Below are 21248 nucleotides of genomic sequence, written 5' to 3'. Positions count from 1 at the left end.
GTTTCGTTCTTCCCCGACTCGGGGCTGCCTGCTACAGATGGGGGCATGACGCTTCACACCCCCAAGATAACGGGCGCCCAGGGCCGTCCGGTGATCCGCCAACTGGACGAGGCCGCGATCAACCGCATCGCGGCGGGCGAGGTTGTGGAGCGTCCCGCCTCGGCGGTGAAGGAGTTGGTCGAGAACGCGCTGGATGCCGGGGCGGGGCGTATCCAGGTCGATATCGCCGATGGTGGCAAGACGCTGATCCGGGTCACGGATGACGGCTGCGGGATGACGGCGGATGACTTGCCGCTGGCCCTGTCACGCCATGCAACGTCCAAGATCGACGGGTCGGACCTGCTGGATATCCGCAGCTTCGGCTTTCGCGGCGAGGCGCTGCCCTCGCTGGGCGCGGTGGGGCGGCTGACGATCACCAGCCGGGCCGAGGGCGAGGCGGCGCAGATTTCCTGTGAGGGCAGTCGGCTGTCCCCCGTGCGCCCGGCGGCGCTGACGCGGGGCACGGTTGTCGAACTGCGCGATCTGTTCTTTGCCACGCCCGCGCGGCTGAAGTTCCTGCGCTCGGACCGGGCCGAGATGCAGGCGGTGACCGAGGTGATCCGCCGTCTGGCGATGGCGGAACCGCTGGTCGGCTTTACCCTGCGCGACGTGACCGGGGGCGAGGCGCGGACCCTGTTCCGCGCTGATCCGGCCAGTGGCGATCTGTTCGATGCCCTGCAATCCCGCCTGGCCGGCGTGATCGGCCGCGACTTTACCGACAACGCGCTGCGGATCGATGCCGAGCGTGAGGGGCTGCGCCTGCAGGGCTATGCCGCGCTGCCGACCTATTCGCGGGGATCGTCGGCGCAGCAGTACTTGTTCGTCAACGGTCGCCCGGTGCTGGACCGGATGCTGTATGGGGCGCTGCGGGCGGCCTATTTCGACGTCCTGTCCCGCGACCGCCACCCGGCAGCGGTGCTGAACCTGATCGCCGACCCGCAGCGTGTTGACGTGAACGTGCATCCGGCCAAGGCCGAGGTCCGCTTCCGCGAACCTGACGCCGCACGGTCGCTGATCATCACGGCGCTGAAATCGGCGCTGACCGGGGCGGGGCACCGCGCCTCATCCACCGTGGGCGCGGCGACGCTGGACGCCTTCCGCCCGGAGCCCGCGCGAGTTTATCAGATGGACCGTCCAAGTCCCGCCAGTTTCGCCCGTGCCTTCGCTTTCCAGGCCCCCGGCTTTGCCGAGGCCCCCCAGGCCGCCGCCTTCGCCCCCCCCCGCGAGGAGGAGGCGAAGCCGAACGAGGAGCATCCCTTGGGAGCCGCCCGCGCGCAGTTGCACGAAAACTATATCGTCGCCCAGACCGCCGCGGGCATCGTGATCGTGGACCAGCACGCCGCGCATGAACGCCTGGTCTATGAACGTCTGAAACGCCAGATGGCCGAGACCGGCATCCGCGCCCAGGCCCTGCTGATCCCGGAGATCGTGGAACTGTCGCCGACCGACGCCGCCCGCCTGCTGGACGCCGCCCCCGCGCTGGCCGAGGTCGGGTTGGGGGTCGAACCCTTCGGCGGCAGCGCCGTGGCCATTCGTGAGACGCCCGCCATCCTTGGCCCGGTCAACGGCGCGGCGTTGATCCGCGACATCCTGGACGAACTGGCCGACTCTGGCGATAGCCAGTTGGTCCGCGCCAAGATCGACGCGATCCTGTCGCGCATGGCCTGCCACGGCTCGGTCCGCTCTGGCCGCCAGATGCGCCCCGAGGAGATGAACGCCCTTCTGCGCGAGATGGAGGCGACGCCCCTGTCCGGCCAGTGCAACCACGGGCGGCCGACCTATGTGGAACTCAGCCTCCACGACATTGAACGCCTGTTCGGTCGCCGATGATCACGCTGTTTGGTCAGACCTATCAGTGGAACGACCCCGAGGTGCTGCTTCTGGGGGCGGTGGCGCTGGTGCTGCTGGCGCTTCTCCTTCTGATCCTGCGCAGCGTCAGTCGGTCGGCCACGGCGGCGGAGCCCTTGCTGCGGGAAATCGGCTGGCTGTCCAGCCGCTTGCAGCAGTTGGGCGACGGGCAAGAGCGGTTGGCGGGGGGCCTGCACCACGTTTCCGAGGCGCAGGCGGTCAGTCAGACGGCGATGCTGCAGGTGATGGAACAGCGCCTTGCCGAGGTGCAGCGCCAGATGACCGAGGCGTTGCACGGCACCTCCACCCGCACCGCGCGGTCGTTGGGGGACCTGCAGCAAAGGCTGGAGACGATCGACAAGGCGCAGGCGAATATCGAGAAGCTGTCGGGGAATGTGTTGTCCTTGCAGGACATCCTGTCGAACAAGCAGACCCGCGGCGCGTTCGGGGAAATCCAGCTGCATGACATCGTGCAGAAGGCATTGCCCAAGGACGCCTACACGATGCAGGCGACGCTTAGTAACGGCAAGCGCGCGGACTGCCTGATCCACTTGCCGAACCCGCCCGGCCCCATCGTCATCGACGCCAAGTTCCCGCTGGAGGCCTATGAGGCGCTGCGGCGGGCGGATTCTCCGCGTCTGCTGCAAGAGGCGGCGCAGATGATGCGGACGGCGGTGCGGGCGCATATCCGGGCGATCAGCGAGAAGTATATCCTGGAGGGCGAGACGGCGGATGGCGCGCTGATGTTCCTGCCCTCGGAGGCGGTCTACGCGGAACTGCACGCCAATTTCCCCGACCTGGTGCGCGAGGGGTTCGCGGTCAAGGTCTGGATCGTCTCGCCCACCACCTGCATGGCCACGCTGAACACGATGCGGGCGGTGCTGAAGGACGCGCGGATGCGGGAACAGGCCGGGGCGATCCGCAAGGAATTGTCGCTGCTTTTCGCGGATGTGGAACGGCTGGGAACGCGGGTGGAGAATCTGGACCGCCATTTCGGCCAGGCGGCGAAGGATATCGAAGAGATCAAGATATCGTCGGACAAGGCCACCAAACGCGCCCGCAGGCTGGACAATTTCGACTTCGAGGAGTTGGCACCGGACACCCCCGCAAAGGTGATCGGGGCGGCAGAATGATCCTTCTGACGCCCGCCAACTATAACCGCCAGCTTTGGAAGAACGGGCGCGGCACGACGACCGAGCTGTGGCGGTTCGATCAGGACGATCAGCTTCTGGTGCGCCTGTCGCGGGCTTCGGTGGTCGAGGATGGACCATTCTCGCTGTTTCCGGGGATCGAGCGGAACCTTACGGTGCTGTCGGGGCCGGGCTTCCGGCTGACGGGGCCGGGGATCGACCTGCACTGCGCGCCTCTGCAACCCGTGACCTTCCCCGGCGACATTCCGGTGACGGCAACCGAAACCAATGGCGAACCGTCCGAGGATTTCAACGTAATGACCGCCCGGGGCCTGCCGCAACCCGAGGTCGCGGTAGTGCAGCACACGGACCTGCCAGCCGGCGGAGCCTTGGCGCTTTACACGCTGGGCCCGTGTCTGGTGAACGGCGAGGCCGTGAACCGCGACGATCTGATCCTGACCGAAGGCCCCGCACGGGTGCGGGGCGAGGGGTCGGTGATCGCGGTGCGCCTGTTCGGTCTTTAGATCCGCAGCAGCGGCTGCGCCAGGCGCGGCAGCAGGCCCCGGAACCGCAGGGGCGCATCGGTGGCGGCAAGGCAGATGCAATCCTGGCCAGCCAGGGCGACCGGGGTATGCTCCATCTCTTCGTCGGCGATTTCGATGTCGCCGCGGTTGAAGCGGTCGTTCTCGTCGGCAAAGGCGCCTTGCAGGACCAGCGTCAACTCCATCCCGCGGTGGCCGTGGTCGGGGACGGCCGTGCCGGCGGGGATGTAGAGGAGGCGGGCCGAGGCATCGCGGCCGGTGGGCAGGATCGCCTGACGCACACCGCCGCCGACCTTGCGCCAGCGCACCGCCGAAAGGTCGCCGCCGATATAGTCGGCCAGCGGGGCCGGGAAGATCCCGGCAGGCTTCAGCGGTTCCGACCGGGTGGCTTGGGGCAGCCCCTCGATCCGGGCCAGCGTCCGGGCCAGCGCATCCTCGCCCATCGCGATTTCGTCCGCCTGCTCCAGCAGCGTGCCGCCGACCGCGTCGAACGCGGCAAGTCGGGCCCGACATTCGTCGCAGAGCGAGACATGGGTTGCGACGACCAGGTTGAACGCCTCGGGCAGCTGGCCGGCTGCGTAGCCCATCAAGAGCTGGTCCGAGAGATGGTGGCGTATCGTCATGTCCCTACTTCGTCCTTCAACCCATCTGGTGGCGCAGCTTGTCCAGCGCCAGCCGAATCCGCGATTTGATCGTCCCCAGGGGAAGCCCGGTTTCGGCTGCGATCTCGCTGTGCGAGAGGTCGCCGTAGAAGGCGCGTTCGATCAGTGTCCTTTGTGGCCCAGGCAGCGCGGCAAGCGCGCGTCCCAACCGTTCCGTCTCTTGCTGGGCTTCCAGCACCTCGGCCTGATCAGGCTCTGGCTCGGGGCCCCAATCCAATTCCTCCGGCTCGGCCCGGCGCGCCTTGCGCAGGGCGTCGATTCGCCGGTTGCGGGCGATCGTGTAGACCCAGGTCGACACGCTGGCCCGGGCAGGATCGAACAGGTGCGCCTTTTGCCAAAGCGTCGCCATCACGTCCTGCGCACATTCCTCGGCCAGGGCAGCGCCGGCGCCCGACTTCATCAGAAAGGCCTTTACCCTTGGGGCAAAGTGCCGGAACAGCGCCGCAAAGGCCGCCCTGTCCTGATGGTCGCGCACCTTCAGCAGAAGGCCCGCCCAGTCCGTCTCTTCCGTCTCCTTCGCCACCAGTCCGTCCTTCTTCCGGTGCAAACCATTCCTTACGACCGCATCCCGAAGGTGCGGTTGACCGGCTTGCCCCGTCATAGCGGCTCTGCTGGCATCAAGCATCATGACATTTGATACGCAGGCAGGATCGCGTCGGATCACCTGGATGGCGATCTGGAGTGGCTTATCGGGCGGTCAAGGGCGGGCTGTCAGTTTTTCCTTACAACACATCCGCGGAATCTTGGACAGTGGCGGGCTTTGCAGTCGCGGTGCGCCGAGCGCCATGCAAGGATGCGGATGGGTGATCCGACTGGGTGCGTCCTGCGTAACCATTGCAAATCTTCAAAGGAACCTGCCGTAAATGCCGTTTGAACATCTGGGCCAGCCTCTCCGCCGCGTTGCAGTCATCGGGGGGGGGATTTCCGGAATGGCCGCGGCGCATTTGCTGGCAGACCGTGCTTCAGTCGTCCTGTTCGAAGCCGAGCCGCGGCTGGGTGGCCACGCCCGCACGGTGATCGCTGGCAAGCGCAAGGACCAGCCGGTGGACACCGGGTTTATCGTGTTCAACCGGGTAAACTATCCGCATCTGGTGCGGCTCTTTGAAAAGCTGGCCGTGCCGGTGGTGGAAAGCAGCATGTCCTTTGGCGCGTCGATCCGGGGCGGGGCGCTGGAATACGGCCTGGCCTCGATGGACACGGTCTTTGCGCAGCGGAAGAACGCGTTCGACCCGCGCTTCCTGCGGATGCTGACCGACATCATGCATTTCAACCGCAACGCTGAAGCGGTGGCGAATGATCCCGCCATGACGATCCGCGCGTTGCTGGAGAAGTTGGGCACCGGCCCTTGGTTCCGCGATCATTACATCACGCCGTTCTCGGGCGCGATCTGGTCCACGCCGACGAAAGGCATCCTGGACTTCCCGGCGCAGGCGCTGGTTCGGTTCTTCCGCAACCATGCGCTGATGGACTACGAGGGGCAGCACCAGTGGTACACCGTCAAGGGTGGCTCGGTCGAATATGTCCGGCGGCTGGAGGCGGCGATGGTCGCGCAGGGCGTGCATATCCGCACCGCCACCCCGGTTGCGGGCGTGCGACGCGAGGCGGGCTCGGTCCTGGTGCGGGCCGAGGGTGGCGAGTGGGAGTTGTTCGACGATGTGGTCTTTGCCACCCATTCGGACATCACGCTGAAGATGCTGGCCGATCCGACCCCGGCCGAGGCGGGGGCGCTGGCCGATATCCGCTATCAGCCGAACGAGGCCGTGCTGCATTCCGACGCCAGCCTGATGCCGAAGTCGCGCAAGGTCTGGTCGTCCTGGTCCTATGTCGAACCGAAGTCGGGGCCGGGAGAGCGGATCGACCTGACCTACTGGATGAACAGCCTGCAACCGATCCCGCAGGACGATCCGCTGTTCGTCACGCTGAACACCACCCGGCCGATCCGGGACGAGCTGATCCATGACGTGAACACCTTCCATCATCCGGTGTTCGATGTGGCGGCCCTTGCTGCGCAGGACCGGATCCGCGCGATGAACGGTGGCCAAAACACCTGGTTCTGTGGCGCCTGGATGCGCAACGGCTTTCACGAGGACGGCTTTGCCTCGGCCGTCGATGTGGTCGAAGCGATGGAGGAGCGGCAACGCTTCCGGTTGGTGGCATGACAGGCGTCCAGCGGGTCCGGGCAGAGACGTTCCACGGCCGCAAGGGCCCGGTGAAGAATGCCTTCCGCTATTCGGTGGATTATGTGCTGCTGGACCCCGAGCGGTCGCAGGGTCCTCGCCTGTTCGGGCGCAACCGGGGCAACCTGATGTCGCTGCACGACCTGGACCATGGCGGCGCGCCGGGCCAGGGACGGGGCCTGCCTTGGGCCCGCGAGGTGCTGGCGGCGCATGGGCTGGCGGCGGACCGGGTGCTGCTGCTGGCGCAGCCCCGTCTGCTGGGGCATGTGTTCAACCCGGTCAGCTTCTGGCTGGCCTATGACCATCTGGGCCATCTGCGCGCGGTGATCAGCGAGGTGACGAACACCTATGGCGACCGCCACTCCTATCTGTGCCACCGCCCCGACCGCGCGCCCATCACGCGCGAGGATACGCTGACCGCGACCAAGATCTTCCACGTCTCGCCGTTCCAGCCGGTCGAGGGGCGCTATGACTTCCGCTTTGACATCCGGCCGGACCGGATCGGGATCTGGATCGACTACACCACGCCGGGCGGGGGGTTGTTCACCAACCTGATCGGCCCGCGCCTGCCGCTGACCAATGCGGGCATACTCGCCTCGGCCCTGCGGCGGCCCTTCGGCTCGCGCCGGGTGTTGGCGCTGATCCACTGGCAGGCGCTGAAGCTGTGGTGGAAACGGGTCAGGTTCCATCACCGCCCGACCCCGCCGGCCGAGGACGTGTCGCAGTGACGCCGACCACCCGGTTGCCGGCCTGGTCGCTGTTCGCGGCCCTGATCGCCATGGCCGGGCTGCCGATCTATATCCACGCGCCAAAGTTCTTCGTCGATGAATATGGCGTGTCGCTGGCGGCGCTGGGGTTCGTGCTGGCCGGGTTGCGGTTGATCGACGTGGTGCAGGACCCGTTGCTGGGCTGGCTGGCCGAGGCGACGCGGCCCCGCCGCAGGCTGGGCGTGGCGCTGGCGGTCGCCGTGATGGTCGTCTCGCTGGGCGGGCTTTTCGCGGTGGCGCCGCCAATCCCGGCGCTGGGCTGGTTCGCCTTGTGCCTGACCGGGCTGTTCAGCGCGTTTTCCTTCCTGACGATCTGCTTTTATGCCGAGGGTGTGACCAAGGCCGGAACGCTTGGCCCGCAAGGGCACCTGCGCCTGGCCGGCTGGCGCGAGGGCGGGTCACTGCTGGGCGTCTGCCTGGCGGCCGTGGCCCCGGTGGCGCTGGCGGCGGCGACCGACCGGCCTTTCACCGCCTTCGCCGGCCTTTTCGCGCTGGTGGCGGTGCTTGCGGTCCTTGCCATGCGGCGTGAGTGGCGGGGCGGCGTGATCGAACCCGTCGCCCATCCGTGGGAGTTGTTCCGCCCCGCCCTGGCCGATCCGCTGGCCCGGCGCCTGCTGCTGATCGCGCTTCTGAATGCCGCGCCGGTGGCCGTAACCTCGACCCTGTTCCTGTTCTTTGTCGAAAGCCGGCTGGCCCTGCCGGGTTGGGAGGGGCCGCTTCTGCTGCTGTTCTTCCTGGCGGCGGCGCTCTCCACCCCGGTCTGGAGCCATCTGGCCCGTCGCCACGGCCCGCGCCCGGTCTTGCTGGCGGCGATGGTTCTGGCCATTGCGGCCTTCCTTTGGACACTGGCGCTGGGGTCGGGGGACGGGCTGGCCTTTGCGGTGATCTGCGCGGCCTCGGGCGCGGCGCTGGGGGCGGACCTGACGCTGCTTCCGGCGATCTTTGCGCAACGGTTGGCGCAGCAGGGCACGCCCGAGGCGGCGGCCTTCGGGCTGTGGTCCTTCGTCTCGAAGCTGTCGCTGGCGCTGGCCGCGCTGACGATCCTGCCGGCGTTGCAGTCGGTGGGTTTTCGTCCGGGCCTGGAAAACACGGAAAACGCCCTTTCCACACTGACTTTGATCTATGCGGGCCTGCCTTGCGTATTGAAACTGACAGCCATCGCGATGCTGGCCGTCACGCGACTGCCTGACCCCAATGGAGCCACACCGTGACCTCGATCCTCTCGGCCCTGTTCGGCGCGCTGATCGTCATCATGTTGATGGCGCTGCGCAGCCGGCTGTTGTCTTTCCAGTCCCAGGCCCCGGCCGAATACCAGGGCAAGGGCCCCGCCTTCGACCTGCGCCGGCACCTCTCGGGGCCGATCCAGTGCGAGGGTGTGATCTTTGGCCCGACCGGCCGCGTCAGCTCGCGCTTTGTCGCTCAGATGGAGGGGCGCTGGGACGGCGATACCGGCACCCTGGCGGAGGTGTTCCGCTATGACAGCGGCACGGTGCAGCACCGCGCCTGGACGCTGGCGCTGGGCCAGGGCGGCGCGATCGTGGCGACAGCGCCGGATGTGGTTGGCGAGGGCCGGGGCGAGGTGGCCGGGCCGGGGGTGATGCTGCGCTATCGCATCCGCCTGACGCCCGAGGCCGGGGGCCACGTGCTGGACGTGGTGGACTGGATGTACCTGATGGAGAACGGCACGATCATCAACCGCAGCCAGTTCCGCAAGTTCGGGATCAAGGTGGCCGAGCTGGTGGCAACGATGCGCCCGGCCGGGGCGCAGGCGCTGGAACGCCCTGTCGACATGGCCGCGGAATGAGAAGCTTTGCAGGCAAACGCTACTGGCTGGTCGGCGCCTCCGAGGGGTTGGGCCTGGCCCTGGCGCGCCTGATGTCCGAAGCCGGGGCCGAACTGATCCTGTCGGCCCGCAGCGCCGATGCGTTGGAGGCGGCGGTGGCCAGCCTGCCCGGCAAGGCCACGGCCCTGCCGGTGGATGTGGGGTCAAGCGACAGCGTGGCGCAGGCGGCCGCGACCTTGGGCGAGGTGGACGGGATCGTGTTCCTGGCCGGTGTCTACTGGCCGATGCGGGCGCAGGACTGGGACGCCCAAGCCGCCGAGGCGATGGCCAATGTCAATTTCACCGGCTGTATCCGCGCCGTGGGGGCGGTGCTGCCCGGCATGGTGGCGCGCGGGCGGGGGCATGTGGTGGTCACCGGCTCGCTTTCGGGGTTCCGGGGCCTGCCGGGGGCGATCGGCTATGCCGCGTCCAAGGCGGGGACCATGGTGCTGGCCGAGTCGCTTTATGCCGACTTGCGGCAATCCGGGATTGCGGTGCAACTGGCAAACCCGGGGTTCATCCGCACAAGGCTGACGGCGAAGAACGATTTTTCCATGCCGTTCATCATGGAGCCCGAAGCGGCCGCGCGGATCATGTTCCGCCACATGCAGTCGGGCCGGTTCAAGGTCAGCTTCCCGACGGCGTTTTCCTGGCTGTTCCGGGGCAGCCAGGTGCTGCCGGACTGGCTGTATTACCGGATGTTCCCGCCACGCGGGGCGTAGGGTGGGCGATTCGCCCACCTAACCTTGGCGCAAACGGGCAAGGAAGAAGCCGTCCATCCCGCCCCTCTCGGCCCAGTAGTCCGGGCGCAGGCGCAGGCCGCCGGCGGGGGTCCACCAGTCGGGTTGGATACCGGGAAGCTCGGTCCGCTCCACCGTCAGGGTCGGGTGGCGCTCCAGCGCAGCGGCAAGTTGGGTCTCACCCTCCTCGGGCAGCAGTGAGCAGGTGGCAAAGACCAGTCGCCCGTCGGGTTTCAGCCAACCAAGCGCCCGGTCCAGAAGCTGGGCCTGCAGCGCGACCAGGGCGGGCAGATCGCTGCCATCCTTGACGAAGGGCAGGTCGGGGTGGCGGCGGATCGTGCCGGTGGCAGAACAGGGCGCGTCCAGCAGGATCGCATCGAACGGGGCTTCGGGTTGCCAGTGCAGCGCGTCGGCGACGACGGTCCGGGCGGTCAGGCCCGTGCGCCGCAGGTTGGCCTCGACCCGCGCCATGCGGGGGCCAGAGATATCCAGCGCGGTCACCTCGGCCCCGGCGGCCGCCAGTTGCAGCGTCTTGCCCCCCGGCGCGGCGCAAAGGTCCAGCACCCGTTCGCCGGGCTGGGGGTCCAGCAGGCGTGCGGGCAGCGCGGCGGCGGCATCCTGCACCCACCAGGCGCCCTGGTCATAGCCCGGCAGGGTCGAAACCTGTGACGGTCCGTGCAGGCGCAGGCTGCCGGTGGGCAGCGCCTCGCCCTCGGGCGCGGGCAGGCCGGGGCGCAGGGTCAGGTCCAGCGGCGGCTCACGCGTCTGGACGGTCTCGATCGCGGTCACGGCGTCGCGGCCGTAGATGTGAACAAGGGGCTGGCGCAGCCAGCGTGGCAGGCGCTGGGGGGGCAGGCCGACGAAAAGCCCCTCGGCCGGCAGGGCGCGCAGGACCGCGTTCACCAAGCCGGCGAAATGAGCGGTGCGCTTGCCTTGGCGCATGATCTCGACCGCGGCGTTGACGACGCCATGCGCGGGCGCGCCTTCGGCCAGTTCGACGACCGCCAGCCGCAGCACGTTGCGCACCGACAGGGGCGGCGCCTTGCGCAGGTGGCGGTCCAGCACGCGGTCGGCCTGCTCCAGATGCCGCAGCACCGTCGCGGCCAGGCGCATGGCGCGGGCGCGGTCGGCGGGCGAGAGGTCGCCACCCGACACTTCGTCCAGCATGCGGCCTTGGCCCAGCACGCCGTCCAGGATCATCGCTGCTACGGCGCGCGCCGTGACGCCTTCGGCCATCGGCCTACCCCTTGTTGTCGCTTGCATCGGGCGTATATCAGCCGAAACCGGCGCACAAGGAAGCGGAGACCCGCGATGACATCCCAAGACAAGCCCGCAACCGATTTGCCCCCCGCCGCGCAGCGCGCGCTGGCTGAAGCCGAAGCGCGTCGCAAGGCCGCCGAGGCCAAAGCCCCGATGCCGACCGAGCTTGGCGGTCGGGACGGCCCGGAACCCGTGCGCTATGGCGACTGGGAGAAGAAGGGCCTGGCGGTCGATTTCTGAAATGAAAACGGGGGCCGCAGCGGGCCCCCGTCAGATCCGTCCTGAACCAGCCGGTCAGGGGTTGGCGGCCAGATAGGCGATGACGTTCGCCCGCTCTTCCGGCTTGGGCAGGCCGGCAAAGGCCATCTTGGTGCCGGGCATCGCCTTCTTCGGGTTTTCCAGGAAAGCGAACAGTGCCTCGGGCGTCCAGGGTTCAGCGGACAGGGCAGCCATCGCTTCGGAATACGCAAAGCCCGAGACGGCTGCGTGGTTGCGGCCGACGACACCGTTCAGGTGCGGGCCGACGCCATCCGAGCCGTCCATCTTGTGGCAGGACTGGCACTTCTTGAACACGTTTTCACCGGCAGCCACGTCGGCCGAAGCCATCAGCGCCGCCACATCGACGGGCGCCGCTTCCTCGGCCGGGGCCTCTTCGGCGCCGGTGTCGATCGAATAGGCCTGGGTGATCTCACCCTCGGCCCCTTCGCCGTGGCCGCCGCCGCCCACGGTGTACAGCCCGTCGGCGGCCCAGCCCGCCAGCATGAAGACAAGGAGCGAGCCGCAAACTGCGCCCACAGCCTTGGTCATCGTCATCGTGTCGAACATGGTTCACCTATCCGGGGTCTTGGTTTGCGCGGTATGTATCCGCTTCCACCTGTCGAATTCAAGGTGTAGACGCGCGACGAAACGCCCCGCCGGGCGGTTTTCTTGCGCAAGGAGGACGGCAAAGGATGGCCGGACGCATCGCATTCCAAGGCGAACTTGGCGCCTACTCGCACCAGGCCTGCCAGCAATCGCGTCCCCAGATGGAGGCTGTGCCCAGCACGACCTTCGAGGAAGTGGTGGACAAGGTCGCCCGGGGCGAGGTCGATCTGGGTATGCTGGCGGTCGAAAACTCGACCTACGGCCGGGTGGCGGACGTCCATTCGCTGCTGCCGAAGTCGGGCCTGCATATCGTGGACGAGGCATTCGTCCGGGTCCACGTCAACCTTCTGGGCGTGCCGGGTGCCAGGGTCGAGGATGTGCGCGAGGCGCATGGCCATGTGGTGATCCTGCCGCAATGTGCCGGCTTTCTGAAAGCACATGGCATCAAGGGCCGCGTCAGCAGCGACAATGCCCGCGCTGCGCGCGAGGTGGCCGAGGCCGGGGACAAGTCCCGCGCCGCGCTGGCCAGCGAACTTGCGGCCGAGATCTACGGGCTGGACGTGCTGGCCCGTCATATCGAGGATCAGGCCAACAACACCACGCGGTTTCTGGTCATGTCGCGCGCGCCGGACCTGACCCGGCGCGGGGCGGGAAAGATGATCACGACCTTCACCTTTCGGGTCCGCAACATCCCGGCGGCGCTGTACAAGGCGCTGGGCGGGTTCGCGACCAACGGGGTGAACATGACCAAGCTGGAAAGCTACATGGTCGGCGGCACCTTCACCGCGACCGAATTCTATGCCGACATCGAAGGTCACCCCGACGACCCCAACGTCGCCCTGGCGTTGGAGGAGTTGGGCTATTTCACCACGGAAATGCGTATTCTGGGCGTCTATCCGGCCGACCGCGAACGCGGCTGAGCCGGGGCCCTACGCCTTGGCCAGGCTGCGCTGGTAGGCTTCGGCGATGCGTTGCGCCAGTTGCGCGGTGCGTTTGTCGAACCGCGCCTCGACCCGGCGGCGGGTCAGGCGCAGGGTGTTCAGGAACAGCCGTGCGGCCAGCGTCTTGGGGCGCACGTCCAGCATCACGCGCAGCCGCGTGCGGCGGGGCGACAGGGCCAGCACTTCGAACTGGGCGTTGCCTTCGACCGAGGGGCTGTCCAGGCTGTAGGCCATCATCTCGTTGATCGCGACCTGGGTCAGGCGCAGCAGAACCTTGCGTTCCTTGCCGCGAAAGCGGCCGCGCACCCGCCAGGACGCGCCGACACCGCTGCCAGGCGAGCCGGCTGGGCGTTCGACCTGCGCGCCGCGGCGGACGGCCTCACGCTCCCACGCGGGGTGGTCGGCGAGGGTGGCATAGACGAAGGAGACCGGGACTTCGAGGTCGGTCTTCGAGGTCAGCTTCATGTCGAATCCTTCGTTCGGAGCGGCAGCAGGATCAGGTCAATCCAGCCGGTCGGCAAGCCAGTTCCGCAAGATAAAATGCGCAATTGCACCGTTTCGCGCGGCCTTGATCTGCGGATGAAGGCCGGCGAAGGCGCGGACCAGCTCTTCCCGGGTGACCCAGCGGGCCTGTTCCAGTTCCTCGGGATCGATAGTGATGGCATCCGAAAGCGCCTCGGTCCGGGCGCCGATCATCAGCGAGGCGGGAAAGGGCCAGGGCTGGCTGGCCAGATAGCTGACCGGACCGCACAGGATGCCGGTTTCCTCCTGCACCTCGCGGCGGACGGCGGCCTCCAGCGTCTCGCCGGGTTCGACGAAACCGGCCAGAAGCGAGAACATCCCCTCGGGCCAGGTGGCGTTGCGGCCAAGCAGGACCGAGTTGCCGCGCGTGACCAGCATGATGACCACGGGATCGGTGCGGGGGAAGTGATGCGCGCCGCAAGCCGGGCAGGTGCGTTGCCAGCCGGCCATGGCGGGAAGCGAGGCCGCGCCGCAGGTGGCGCAGAAGCGGTGGCTGCGGTGCCAGTGCAACAGCGCCTTGGCGGTGGCGACCAGTTCGGCCGCGCGCGGGGTCAGCGTGGTCATCACGCCGCGCAGTTCGACAAAGCCCCAATCCGGGCCAAGCGCGGGATGATGCTGGACCGAGGGATCGAAGAACCCGGCCGTTACCGCCTCGGCCCCGGCCTCGGGCGACCAGTCGGACAGGTCGGCAGCAAAGCGCGGCGTGCCATCGTCAAGGCCAAGGAACAGCGGCGGCTCGGCCCGCGCCAGCACCGGGTGATCGGCGGCAAGCCAGCCGGGCGCATCGCCCCGCATCAGCGGTTTGCCACGCCAGACCGGCAACACCGTGCCGCTTTCCAGGGCGCGGGACAGCAGGTCGGGGTCCCGGCGCAGCACCGCCGCGCGGTCCAGCCCCGACCCGCCGAAGGTCACCGTTTCGGCAATTCGCATATTCCCGGCCCCCTGGTCGCCATTGTGCAGGATGTGTAGTTGGCCCTTGGCCAATTCCCGGTCCTAGTTGCGGAATGTGCGGCCAGAAAGCAACCATGGCCTGAATTCCTTCAATTCGGCTTAACCTTGACACAACTTGTGGATAACCTTGATCGCGTAAAGATTGCAGTAGAACGAGTTTCCTTTTCGTCACCGTGTGCTGCCGTTTGTCGCAGTTTGTCCCCGGAAGGCCCGTAACAAGTGCCGAACGCGTCAGTCCTCTCAGATGATCTGCTACGCCGCCAGGGCGTGTGCCATGATCTGGAAGCCAGCGCCTGCACTGACCGAAATCCTGCCGTCCAACTTGACCTGCGCCTGATCGCCACCAGCGATCTCCACGCCACTCTTCTGCCCTATGACTATTGCGCCAATCGCGCCGTGCCCGGCCGGGGCCTGAGCGAGATAGCCCGACAGATCGCCGTCGAGCGCGCGCAGGTTCCCAATACGCTGCTGTTCGACAATGGCGATTTCCTGCAAGGCAATTCACTGGCCGATTACGTTGCAAGCGCGCAGCGCCGTCGCCGCGCGCATCCCGTGATCACGGCGTTCAATACGCTTGGCTATGATGCGGTGACCCTGGGGAACCACGAATTCAACTACGGCCTGCCGTTCCTGTCGGCGGCACTGGCGCAAGCGCGGTTTCCGGTTGTTTCGGCCAATATCGCAACCAGCCTGGGTCGCAGCCCGCTGCGCGACCGGACCTTCGTGCCGCCCTTCGCCATCCTGAAACGGACGGTCGTGGACCGCGAGGGCCGGCCGCACAAGCTGCGGATCGGGGTGATCGGCTTTGCGCCTCCGCAGATCGAGGTCTGGGACAGTGACCAGCTTGCAGGCCGGATCCGCATGCGGGACATCCTGGACTCGGCCCGGGCCTGGCTGCCCCGGCTGCGGGCGCGGGGGGCCGATGTGATCGTGGCTTTGGCCCATACCGGCATTGGCCCGGTCGAGCCCGAGGACGGGATGGAGAACGCTGCGACCGCCCTCGCTGCCCTGCCCGAGGTCGACGCGGTGATCGCCGGGCATTGCCATCTGGCCTTTCCGGGCACGGCCGTCCCCGCCCGGCCAGGAGTGGACCCCGAACGCGGTCTGCTGATGGGCAAGCCGGCGGTGATGCCGGGACATTCCGGCAGCCATCTTGGGGTGATCGACCTTGTCCTGACGCGGCAATCCGCGGGGCCGCGGCGCTGGGCGGTGCAGGACGGGCGCGCCCGGCTGACACCTGTCGGCGCCGGCACGGGCAGCGCGCCTGCCCCTCTGCGCCAGGCCATTGGGCCGGACCATCGCGCCGCGCTGGCCTGGTCGCGGCAGCTTCTGGGTCAGACCCGCGTGCCGCTGCACACCCATTTCGCCACCGTCGCCCCCAGCGCCGCGCTGGACCTGGTGGCCGAGGCGAAGGTGGCGCATGTCCGCGCGGTCCTTGCCGGATCTGCCTTTGAAGGGCTGCCGGTGGTGGCTGCGGTCTCGCCCTATCGGTCGGGTGGGCGTGGCGGCGCTGACAATTTTACCGAGATTCCGGCCGGGCCATTCCGCATGCGCAATGTGTCTGAGCTGTATCTTTACCCCAATTCCCTGACGGCGCTGGTCCTGACCGGGGCCGAGGTGGCGGACTGGCTGGAACAGTCGGTCTCGATCTTCCGGCATGTGCTGCCCGGGTCTGTGGATGCCCCCTTGCATGACCCTGACCGACCGACGTTCAGCTTCGAAGCGATCCCGGGCTTGTCCTATGCGATCGACCTAAGCCAGCCTGCGCGCTGCGATCCGCAGGGACGCGTCGTGCGCCCCGAGGCCCGGCGCATCGTCGGGCTAAGCCGTGACGGCCGGTCGCTGGACCCGGCCGAGCGCCTGGTTCTGGTGACCAACAGCCACCGCGCCAACAGCGCGCGGGTCGAAACGGGGCAACGCCGGGTGGTCATCGCCACCGGACAGCGTGTGCAGGCGGTGCTGGCGGACCACGTCCGCAGTCTGGGCACGGTCGGTGCGGCCCCGACGCGAAGCTGGCGCTTCCTGCCGATGCCTGGCACCTCGGTCGTCATTGCGGCCGGAGTGGGATCAGAGCGTCACATGGGCGATCTGGCCAGCTATCGCCCGGTGTCATTGGGCCAGGACGGGCAGGGCTTCACCCACTACCGGCTGCACCTCTGATCGGCTATAGGCCGGCCATCGCGACAGGGGGCCGGGATGTACGACGCCGTATTCTTCGATCTGGACGGCACGCTGATCGACACCGAAAGCATCGCCATGCTCACCGGCAAGGCGGCTTTTGCGGCGCATGGCCATGCAGTCGACGACGCTTTCATGCACGCCTTGGTTGGCAAGGATGAGCCGACCTCGGCCCGGCTGATCCGCGCGGCGCTGCCCCATGCGGACCTTGAAGCGGTGAACCGCCACTGGCGCGCCGGATTTGCCGCCGGGGTGGACGCGGGCCTGGCGCTGAAGCCGGGGGCCGAGGAGTTGTTGGCACAGGCAGGGCGGCCTCTGGCGCTGGTCACCTCGACCGGGCGGGTCGGGGCGCATCGCAAGCTGGCGATTGCCGGGATCGCCGAAGCCTTCAGCCATGTCGTCACCCTGGATGACGTGCGCGCCCCGAAGCCCGCGCCCGACCCTTACCTGCTGGCGGCCGAGTTGTTCGGCTTTGACCCCGCCCGCTGCCTGGTGTTCGAGGACAGCGAAACGGGGGCCGAAGCCGCCCACCGCGCGGGTTGCGTGGTGGTGCAGGTGCCGGACGTGGTGCCAAGCGAGGGGCGCTGGGCGCATCACCTGGCACCCGACCTATTGACCGGCGCGCGGATGGCAGGGCTGCTGCGGGCCTAGCCGGCTGCGGGACCGTGCAGATAAAGCTGCACCTCCTCGGCCGTCGCAAAGCCCAGCTTCACGGCGGTATCGGCCACCCCCGCCCCATCGGCAAGCGCGGTCTTGGCCACGGTCGCCGCCTTGGCATAGCCGATGTGCGGCACCAGCATCGTGGCCAGGACCAGGCTGTTTTCCAGGGCACCCTCGCATTGGGCCACGTTCGCCTCGATGCCCGCGATGCAGCGGTCGGCCAGCACCTCCATCGCCTGGCGCAGGATGCGCATGGATTGCAGGACGTTCAGCACGATGATCGGCTCGAACGCGTTCAGCTGAAGCTGCCCCGCCTCGGCCGCCATGGTCACGGTCAGGTCGTTGCCGATGACCTGGAAGGCGACCTGGTTCACCATCTCGGGGATCACCGGGTTGACCTTGCCCGGCATGATCGAGGACCCGGCCTGAACCGGAGGCAGGCGAATCTCGTTGAACCCCGACCGGGGACCCGAGGACAGCAGCCGCAGGTCGTTGCAGATCTTGGACAGCTTGACCGCGATGCGCTTCAGCACGCTTGAGAAGGTGACATAGGCCCCGCAATCGCTGCTGGCCTCGATCAGGTCCCCCGCCAGCTTGACCGGCAGGCCCGAAACGCGGGCAAGTTCGGCCACCGCCGCCTCGGCATAGCCGTCGGGGGTGTTGACCCGCGTGCCGATGGCGGTGCCGCCCAGGTTCACCTCCAGCAAGAGGGCCTTTAGCCGGCCGATGATCTGCACATCCTCGGCAATGGTGGTGGCGAAGCTGGCGAATTCCTGGCCCAGCGTCATCGGCAGGGCGTCCTGCAACTGGGTGCGACCGATCTTCTGGACGCGGGCAAAGGCGGCGGCGCGGTCCTGCAGCGTGGCGATCAGCCGGGTCTGCGCCTCGGCCAGCCCGTCGCATTGCGCCACCATCGCCAGCCGCATGGCGGTGGGGTAGACGTCGTTGGTGGATTGCGAGCGGTTGACGTGGTCGTTCGGGTGCAGATGGGCATAGTCGCCCGGGTTGTAGCCCATTTTCAGCAGGCCCAGATTCGCGATCACCTCGTTCGCGTTCATGTTGGTCGAGGTTCCGGCCCCGCCCTGGATCATGTCCACCCGGAAGGCATCGTGCCAGCGCCCTGCGATGATCTCGTCGCAGACTTCTTCAATGACGCGGGCCATTTCCGGCGACAGCACGTCCAGCTCGCGATTGGCGCGGGCGGCGGCCTTCTTCACCCAGGCCAGCGAGCGGATGAATTCCGGGAAATGATGCAGGGGGATGCCCGAGATCGGGAAGTTGTCCATCGCGCGCTGGGTATGGACGCCCCACAGGCAAGTGCGGGGCAGGGTAAGGGTGCCGAGGCTGTCTTCCTCGCGGCGGAAATCCTGGATCATCGGGCGCTCCATGCTGATGCGGCAGGGGTGCGCCTTTTGCGGGCCGGGGTCCAATGCAGATCCTGCATGGCCCATGCGGGGCGCGTTCAGCCGGCCAGCGCCTGCCACAGCGCCTCGACCACCGGGCCCGAGGCGCGGCGGGGGCGATAGGCGCGGATTTCCACCGGCAGGGCCCAGTCGTCGCCGCCAAGCGGTTCGATCCCCGAGGCGTCATCCACGGCGCTGGCCGGCAACCAGCCGACGCCATGACCGGCGGCGATCACGTCCTTCAGCACGTCGGACATGTCGCATTGCACGACCACGCGGTACGCCAAAGGCGCCGGGTTCCGTTCGGCGACATGTTCGAACAGCCGCGCGAAATAGGCGCGCTGGGCATAGGCGACCAGCGGAAACGGCGCCTTGGGGCTGCCCGGCAGGTCGAACTGCCGCGCCCGGGCGGCGAAGGGCAGGAAGCGGTCGGTCCGCAGCACCAGCCGGTCATGGCCAGCCAATGCCTCATGCACCGGGACGGTGGGGCAGTCGTGGACCAGAAGGATATCGGCATCCCCCGCCAGATAGCGCCCCGTCACGTCCGACGTCGTGCCGGTCAGGACCGAGAACGACGCCCGCGCCTTGGGGCCGATAGCCGAAAGCACCCGCTTCAGGTCACTGCGCGCCAGTACCGTCGGCATGGCCAGGCGCAGCTGGCTCATCACGTCGAACTGGCTGCCCCGGATCTCGGCCCGCGCCTCCAGCAGGCGTTCGACCGAGACGCGGGCGCTGTCGCGGAATTGCTCGCCCGCCTCGGTCAGCCGGACGGGCTGTGAGCCCTTGACGACCAGCGGCGTGCCCACCCAATGCTCCAGCGCCTGAATCCGGCGCGAGAAGGCGGCTTGCGACAGGGCGCGAAACTCGGCCGCGCGGGTAAAGTTGCGCAGATCGCCCAGGGCCAGGAAATCCTGCAGCCAGCGCACGTCCATCGCGGTCCCCCGTCCCTTGCCCTGCGCGTGCATAGCCTGCCGGGCGTTCAGCGCAAAGCCTGTTGGCCTTGCGCCGGGCGCGACCTTGGCCTATATCCACCGGCGAGAGGTTGGCGCGGGCAGGCGCCTCGCCAACCCGGTCAGGTCCGGAAGGAAGCAGCCGTAACGAGCCCCGCTTGGGTCGTTGTCCAGCCTCTCACCCTTTTCCCCGCTCAAGGTCCGCCGTGACCCAGGTCGATCCCGTCCGCGTCTTTGTCAAACTGGCGATGGCCAACCGGCTGGCGAACGCCCGGTTGCACCTTGCCTGTGGCAAGCTTCCCCAGTCCGAACTGGACGCGCCGCGCGCTGCCTTCTTCGGCACGATCCAGGCAACGCTGAACCATATCCTGCTGGTCGACCGGTTCTACCTGAACGCGCTTGAAGGGGGAGGACTAGACCGGCCGGCGCTGGACGAGGCGCGGGCTTGCCCGGACTTGCCCCGCCTGAAGGCACTGCAGGCCGCGCAGGATGACCGGCTGATCGCCCATGTGCAGGGTCTTGCCCCGGCCGCGCTGGACGAGGTGGTTGCCGTCGACCGGGGCGAGCGTGTGCAGCACGACCGACGCGACGATCTGCTGTCGCATCTTTTCCAGCACCAGACCCATCACCGGGGGCAGGTGCATGGGATGCTTTCCGCCACCACCGTGCAGCCACCGCAACTGGACGAGTTCATCGTCGGGGACGATGCCCCGTCCCGGACCGCAGATTTGGCGGCCCTTGGCTGGGACGAGGCGCAGTTGATGCGTGGGTCATTGCCGCCGACCGGAGCTGGCTGAAACTGCGGGCCAAGCTTCAGTCCTGGATGGCGGGGCCGTCGCGGTTGGGCAGGCCCAATTCTCTGTCGTCGGGGGTCAACCAGTCCTCTGCCTCGATCCAGCGGCAGAAGCTGGCGATGGTCTTGACGCGGCGATGCGCCTTCGGGACGACAAGGTAGAAGCCCGGCACCTGCGCCTGCGGCATCTGGTGCATCACCTGCTGGCCGAAGGGGGCGACCAGCTTGCCCAGCTTCAGATCCTCGGCCGCATCGATCATCGAGATCAGCCCGATCCCCAACCCCGCCAGCGTCGCCCGGCGCATGGTGGCGGCATCCTGAAGCTGGATATCGTTCTTGCCCGAGCGGTCGTCCACGCCAAGGTGGCGCAGCACGTTGCGCCACAGGTCCATCGACAGCACCGGATGCAGCAGCGGCATGGTCCGCAGATCCTCGGGCCCCGACAGGCGCCGGGCAAGGTCCGGCGTGCAGCAGATGACCTTGTGGTCGTGGATCAGCAAGGTCGCCTCGTGGCCCTTCCAGGTGCCAAAGCCCCACTGGATCGCCACATCGACGTCATCGGCAACAAAGTCCGGCAGATCGACCATCGTCGTCAGCCGCAGGTCGGCATCGGGTGCGATCTCGCGAAAGCGGTTGATGCGGTCCAGAAGATAGCGCGTGGCGAAATAGGGGCTGGCATTGACGTTGATCCGGTTGCGCAACTGGGACTGCGCCACCCGGCGCACGCCTTCCTCCAGCTCGTCGAAACCCGCCTGCACGAAATGCGCCAGCAGGATCGCGTTTTCATTCGGCTCGATGGCGCGGCCCCGACGCTCGAACAACTCGGTGCCAAGGGTGTCCTCCAGCAGCTTGATCTGCTGGCTGACGGCCTGCGGGCTGACGCCAAGGTCGTCCGCCGCGCTGCGGAACGACCGATGCCGGACGACCGTGTGGAACACGCGCAGCGCGTTCAGTGGCGGCAGGCGGGCGTGCGTTTGGGTCATGGCCCTTGTCCCCCAT

22 protein-coding genes and 1 other RNA gene are annotated in these 21248 nt (G+C 67.8%); 14 read left to right on the top strand and 9 right to left on the bottom strand.

Translation table 11 applies throughout. The annotated features are described in order from the left end of the window. The first annotated feature begins 45 nt into the window (after window positions 1-45). From mutL to CXR42_RS08940, 3 genes are read left to right on the top strand one after another with little or no spacing between them, the layout of a single operon-like run. Entirely contained in the window at window positions 46-1869 is a 1824-nt protein-coding gene (gene mutL / locus CXR42_RS08950) for a DNA mismatch repair endonuclease MutL (RefSeq protein WP_103257205.1), read from the top strand. Continuing rightward, complete coding sequence (locus CXR42_RS08945) at window positions 1866-3020, top strand: DNA recombination protein RmuC (RefSeq protein ID WP_103257204.1); 1155 nt, start codon at window positions 1866-1868, stop codon at window positions 3018-3020. The genes mutL and CXR42_RS08945 overlap by 4 nt, the downstream gene beginning before the upstream one ends. Then, window positions 3017-3541: a HutD/Ves family protein gene (locus CXR42_RS08940; RefSeq protein ID WP_103257203.1), complete on the top strand. Its 525-nt coding sequence runs from the start codon at window positions 3017-3019 to the stop codon at window positions 3539-3541. Before CXR42_RS08945 ends, CXR42_RS08940 begins: the two co-directional genes overlap by 4 nt. Here the strand turns inward: CXR42_RS08940 and CXR42_RS08935 are convergent. After that, window positions 3538-4182, bottom strand: coding sequence for a ChrR family anti-sigma-E factor (locus tag CXR42_RS08935; protein ID WP_103257202.1), 645 nt, complete (start codon window positions 4180-4182; stop codon window positions 3538-3540). The two genes, CXR42_RS08940 and CXR42_RS08935, sit on opposite strands and share 4 nt — an antisense overlap. A gap of 16 nt (window positions 4183-4198) precedes the next feature. After that, a complete protein-coding gene (locus tag CXR42_RS08930) occupies window positions 4199-4744 on the bottom strand; it encodes a sigma-70 family RNA polymerase sigma factor (protein WP_219727942.1) in 546 nt (181 codons plus the stop codon). Window positions 4745-5084: 340 nt separating this feature from the next. On the opposite strand from CXR42_RS08930, the gene CXR42_RS08925 reads away from it, so the two are divergent. Genes CXR42_RS08925 through CXR42_RS08905 form a run of 5 tightly spaced genes read left to right on the top strand, consistent with a single transcriptional unit; the run spans window position 5085 to window position 9709 of the window. After that, window positions 5085-6380: an NAD(P)/FAD-dependent oxidoreductase gene (locus CXR42_RS08925; RefSeq protein WP_103257200.1), complete on the top strand. Its 1296-nt coding sequence runs from the start codon at window positions 5085-5087 to the stop codon at window positions 6378-6380. Next, complete coding sequence (locus tag CXR42_RS08920; protein WP_103257199.1) at window positions 6377-7126, top strand: DUF1365 domain-containing protein; 750 nt, start codon at window positions 6377-6379, stop codon at window positions 7124-7126. Before CXR42_RS08925 ends, CXR42_RS08920 begins: the two co-directional genes overlap by 4 nt. Then, window positions 7123-8376: an MFS transporter gene (locus tag CXR42_RS08915; protein ID WP_103257198.1), complete on the top strand. Its 1254-nt coding sequence runs from the start codon at window positions 7123-7125 to the stop codon at window positions 8374-8376. Before CXR42_RS08920 ends, CXR42_RS08915 begins: the two co-directional genes overlap by 4 nt. Continuing rightward, window positions 8373-8969, top strand: coding sequence for a DUF3833 domain-containing protein (locus tag CXR42_RS08910; protein ID WP_425444852.1), 597 nt, complete (start codon window positions 8373-8375; stop codon window positions 8967-8969). Before CXR42_RS08915 ends, CXR42_RS08910 begins: the two co-directional genes overlap by 4 nt. Beyond that, window positions 8966-9709: an SDR family NAD(P)-dependent oxidoreductase gene (locus CXR42_RS08905; RefSeq protein ID WP_103257197.1), complete on the top strand. Its 744-nt coding sequence runs from the start codon at window positions 8966-8968 to the stop codon at window positions 9707-9709. The genes CXR42_RS08910 and CXR42_RS08905 overlap by 4 nt, the downstream gene beginning before the upstream one ends. A gap of 18 nt (window positions 9710-9727) precedes the next feature. On the opposite strand, the gene CXR42_RS08900 is transcribed toward CXR42_RS08905, so the two are convergent. After that, window positions 9728-10963 carry an RsmB/NOP family class I SAM-dependent RNA methyltransferase gene (locus CXR42_RS08900; RefSeq protein WP_103257196.1) on the bottom strand — a complete coding sequence of 412 codons (1236 nt, stop codon included), beginning with the start codon at window positions 10961-10963 and terminating at the stop codon, window positions 9728-9730. Window positions 10964-11038: 75 nt separating this feature from the next. Between CXR42_RS08900 and CXR42_RS08895 the strand changes: the two genes are divergently transcribed. Further along, window positions 11039-11227 carry a DUF1674 domain-containing protein gene (locus tag CXR42_RS08895; protein WP_103257195.1) on the top strand — a complete coding sequence of 63 codons (189 nt, stop codon included), beginning with the start codon at window positions 11039-11041 and terminating at the stop codon, window positions 11225-11227. A gap of 54 nt (window positions 11228-11281) precedes the next feature. On the opposite strand, the gene CXR42_RS08890 is transcribed toward CXR42_RS08895, so the two are convergent. Then, window positions 11282-11812 (bottom strand): c-type cytochrome, encoded by a 531-nt coding sequence (locus CXR42_RS08890; RefSeq protein ID WP_103257194.1) that lies wholly within the window; start codon window positions 11810-11812, stop codon window positions 11282-11284. Between the two features lie 125 nt (window positions 11813-11937). On the opposite strand from CXR42_RS08890, the gene CXR42_RS08885 reads away from it, so the two are divergent. Further along, window positions 11938-12771, top strand: coding sequence for a prephenate dehydratase (locus CXR42_RS08885; RefSeq protein ID WP_103257193.1), 834 nt, complete (start codon window positions 11938-11940; stop codon window positions 12769-12771). Window positions 12772-12780: 9 nt separating this feature from the next. Here CXR42_RS08885 and CXR42_RS08880 read toward each other — a convergent pair whose 3' ends face one another. Continuing rightward, on the bottom strand, window positions 12781-13257 hold the full coding sequence (locus CXR42_RS08880; RefSeq protein WP_103257192.1) for an SRPBCC family protein: 477 nt from the start codon (window positions 13255-13257) through the stop codon (window positions 12781-12783). Window positions 13258-13293: 36 nt separating this feature from the next. Further along, a complete protein-coding gene (gene nudC, locus CXR42_RS08875; RefSeq protein ID WP_103257723.1) occupies window positions 13294-14244 on the bottom strand; it encodes an NAD(+) diphosphatase in 951 nt (316 codons plus the stop codon). A gap of 288 nt (window positions 14245-14532) precedes the next feature. Here nudC and CXR42_RS08870 point away from each other — a divergent pair, with 288 nt between their 5' ends. Continuing rightward, window positions 14533-16425 carry a bifunctional 2',3'-cyclic-nucleotide 2'-phosphodiesterase/3'-nucleotidase gene (locus CXR42_RS08870; RefSeq protein ID WP_180996012.1) on the top strand — a complete coding sequence of 631 codons (1893 nt, stop codon included), beginning with the start codon at window positions 14533-14535 and terminating at the stop codon, window positions 16423-16425. A 36-nt stretch (window positions 16426-16461) separates the two neighbouring features. After that, window positions 16462-17094 (top strand): HAD family hydrolase, encoded by a 633-nt coding sequence (locus CXR42_RS08865; protein ID WP_103257190.1) that lies wholly within the window; start codon window positions 16462-16464, stop codon window positions 17092-17094. On the opposite strand, the gene CXR42_RS08860 is transcribed toward CXR42_RS08865, so the two are convergent. Both CXR42_RS08860 and CXR42_RS08855 read right to left on the bottom strand, forming a co-directional pair. Continuing rightward, a complete protein-coding gene (locus CXR42_RS08860; RefSeq protein ID WP_103257722.1) occupies window positions 17091-18479 on the bottom strand; it encodes an aspartate ammonia-lyase in 1389 nt (462 codons plus the stop codon). The genes CXR42_RS08865 and CXR42_RS08860 overlap by 4 nt on opposite strands. 86 nt (window positions 18480-18565) lie before the next feature. Next, window positions 18566-19438, bottom strand: coding sequence for a LysR family transcriptional regulator (locus tag CXR42_RS08855; RefSeq protein WP_180996011.1), 873 nt, complete (start codon window positions 19436-19438; stop codon window positions 18566-18568). Window positions 19439-19542: 104 nt separating this feature from the next. On the opposite strand from CXR42_RS08855, the gene ffs reads away from it, so the two are divergent. Then, window positions 19543-19639: signal recognition particle sRNA small type (ffs, locus tag CXR42_RS08850), an RNA gene on the top strand. A 23-nt stretch (window positions 19640-19662) separates the two neighbouring features. After that, window positions 19663-20253 carry a DinB family protein gene (locus CXR42_RS08845; RefSeq protein WP_245875397.1) on the top strand — a complete coding sequence of 197 codons (591 nt, stop codon included), beginning with the start codon at window positions 19663-19665 and terminating at the stop codon, window positions 20251-20253. A gap of 16 nt (window positions 20254-20269) precedes the next feature. Here the strand turns inward: CXR42_RS08845 and CXR42_RS08840 are convergent, their stop codons facing one another. Then, window positions 20270-21232: a LysR substrate-binding domain-containing protein gene (locus tag CXR42_RS08840; protein WP_103257188.1), complete on the bottom strand. Its 963-nt coding sequence runs from the start codon at window positions 21230-21232 to the stop codon at window positions 20270-20272. Window positions 21233-21248: the final 16 nt, after the last annotated feature.

The organism is Tabrizicola aquatica, assembly GCF_002900975.1.
GTDB lineage: Bacteria > Pseudomonadota > Alphaproteobacteria > Rhodobacterales > Rhodobacteraceae > Tabrizicola > Tabrizicola aquatica.
The sequence above is the reverse complement of the archived record's forward strand: the minus strand, read 5'-3'. Positions and strand labels throughout refer to the sequence as shown.

What these genes read in the sequence shown, in the direction of transcription:
- mutL (WP_103257205.1), top strand. Translation starts at nt 46, where the DNA reads ATGACGCTTCACACCCCCAAGATAACGGGCGCCCAGGGCCGTCCGGTG.
- CXR42_RS08945 (WP_103257204.1), top strand. Translation starts at nt 1,866, where the DNA reads ATGATCACGCTGTTTGGTCAGACCTATCAGTGGAACGACCCCGAGGTG.
- CXR42_RS08940 (WP_103257203.1), top strand. Translation starts at nt 3,017, where the DNA reads ATGATCCTTCTGACGCCCGCCAACTATAACCGCCAGCTTTGGAAGAAC.
- CXR42_RS08935 (WP_103257202.1), bottom strand. Translation starts at nt 4,182, where the DNA reads ATGACGATACGCCACCATCTCTCGGACCAGCTCTTGATGGGCTACGCA.
- CXR42_RS08925 (WP_103257200.1), top strand. Translation starts at nt 5,085, where the DNA reads ATGCCGTTTGAACATCTGGGCCAGCCTCTCCGCCGCGTTGCAGTCATC.
- CXR42_RS08920 (WP_103257199.1), top strand. Translation starts at nt 6,377, where the DNA reads ATGACAGGCGTCCAGCGGGTCCGGGCAGAGACGTTCCACGGCCGCAAG.
- CXR42_RS08905 (WP_103257197.1), top strand. Translation starts at nt 8,966, where the DNA reads ATGAGAAGCTTTGCAGGCAAACGCTACTGGCTGGTCGGCGCCTCCGAG.
- CXR42_RS08900 (WP_103257196.1), bottom strand. Translation starts at nt 10,963, where the DNA reads ATGGCCGAAGGCGTCACGGCGCGCGCCGTAGCAGCGATGATCCTGGAC.
- CXR42_RS08895 (WP_103257195.1), top strand. Translation starts at nt 11,039, where the DNA reads ATGACATCCCAAGACAAGCCCGCAACCGATTTGCCCCCCGCCGCGCAG.
- CXR42_RS08890 (WP_103257194.1), bottom strand. Translation starts at nt 11,812, where the DNA reads ATGTTCGACACGATGACGATGACCAAGGCTGTGGGCGCAGTTTGCGGC.
- CXR42_RS08885 (WP_103257193.1), top strand. Translation starts at nt 11,938, where the DNA reads ATGGCCGGACGCATCGCATTCCAAGGCGAACTTGGCGCCTACTCGCAC.
- CXR42_RS08880 (WP_103257192.1), bottom strand. Translation starts at nt 13,257, where the DNA reads ATGAAGCTGACCTCGAAGACCGACCTCGAAGTCCCGGTCTCCTTCGTC.
- nudC (WP_103257723.1), bottom strand. Translation starts at nt 14,244, where the DNA reads ATGCGAATTGCCGAAACGGTGACCTTCGGCGGGTCGGGGCTGGACCGC.
- CXR42_RS08865 (WP_103257190.1), top strand. Translation starts at nt 16,462, where the DNA reads ATGTACGACGCCGTATTCTTCGATCTGGACGGCACGCTGATCGACACC.
- CXR42_RS08860 (WP_103257722.1), bottom strand. Translation starts at nt 18,479, where the DNA reads ATGATCCAGGATTTCCGCCGCGAGGAAGACAGCCTCGGCACCCTTACC.
- CXR42_RS08855 (WP_180996011.1), bottom strand. Translation starts at nt 19,438, where the DNA reads ATGGACGTGCGCTGGCTGCAGGATTTCCTGGCCCTGGGCGATCTGCGC.
- CXR42_RS08840 (WP_103257188.1), bottom strand. Translation starts at nt 21,232, where the DNA reads ATGACCCAAACGCACGCCCGCCTGCCGCCACTGAACGCGCTGCGCGTG.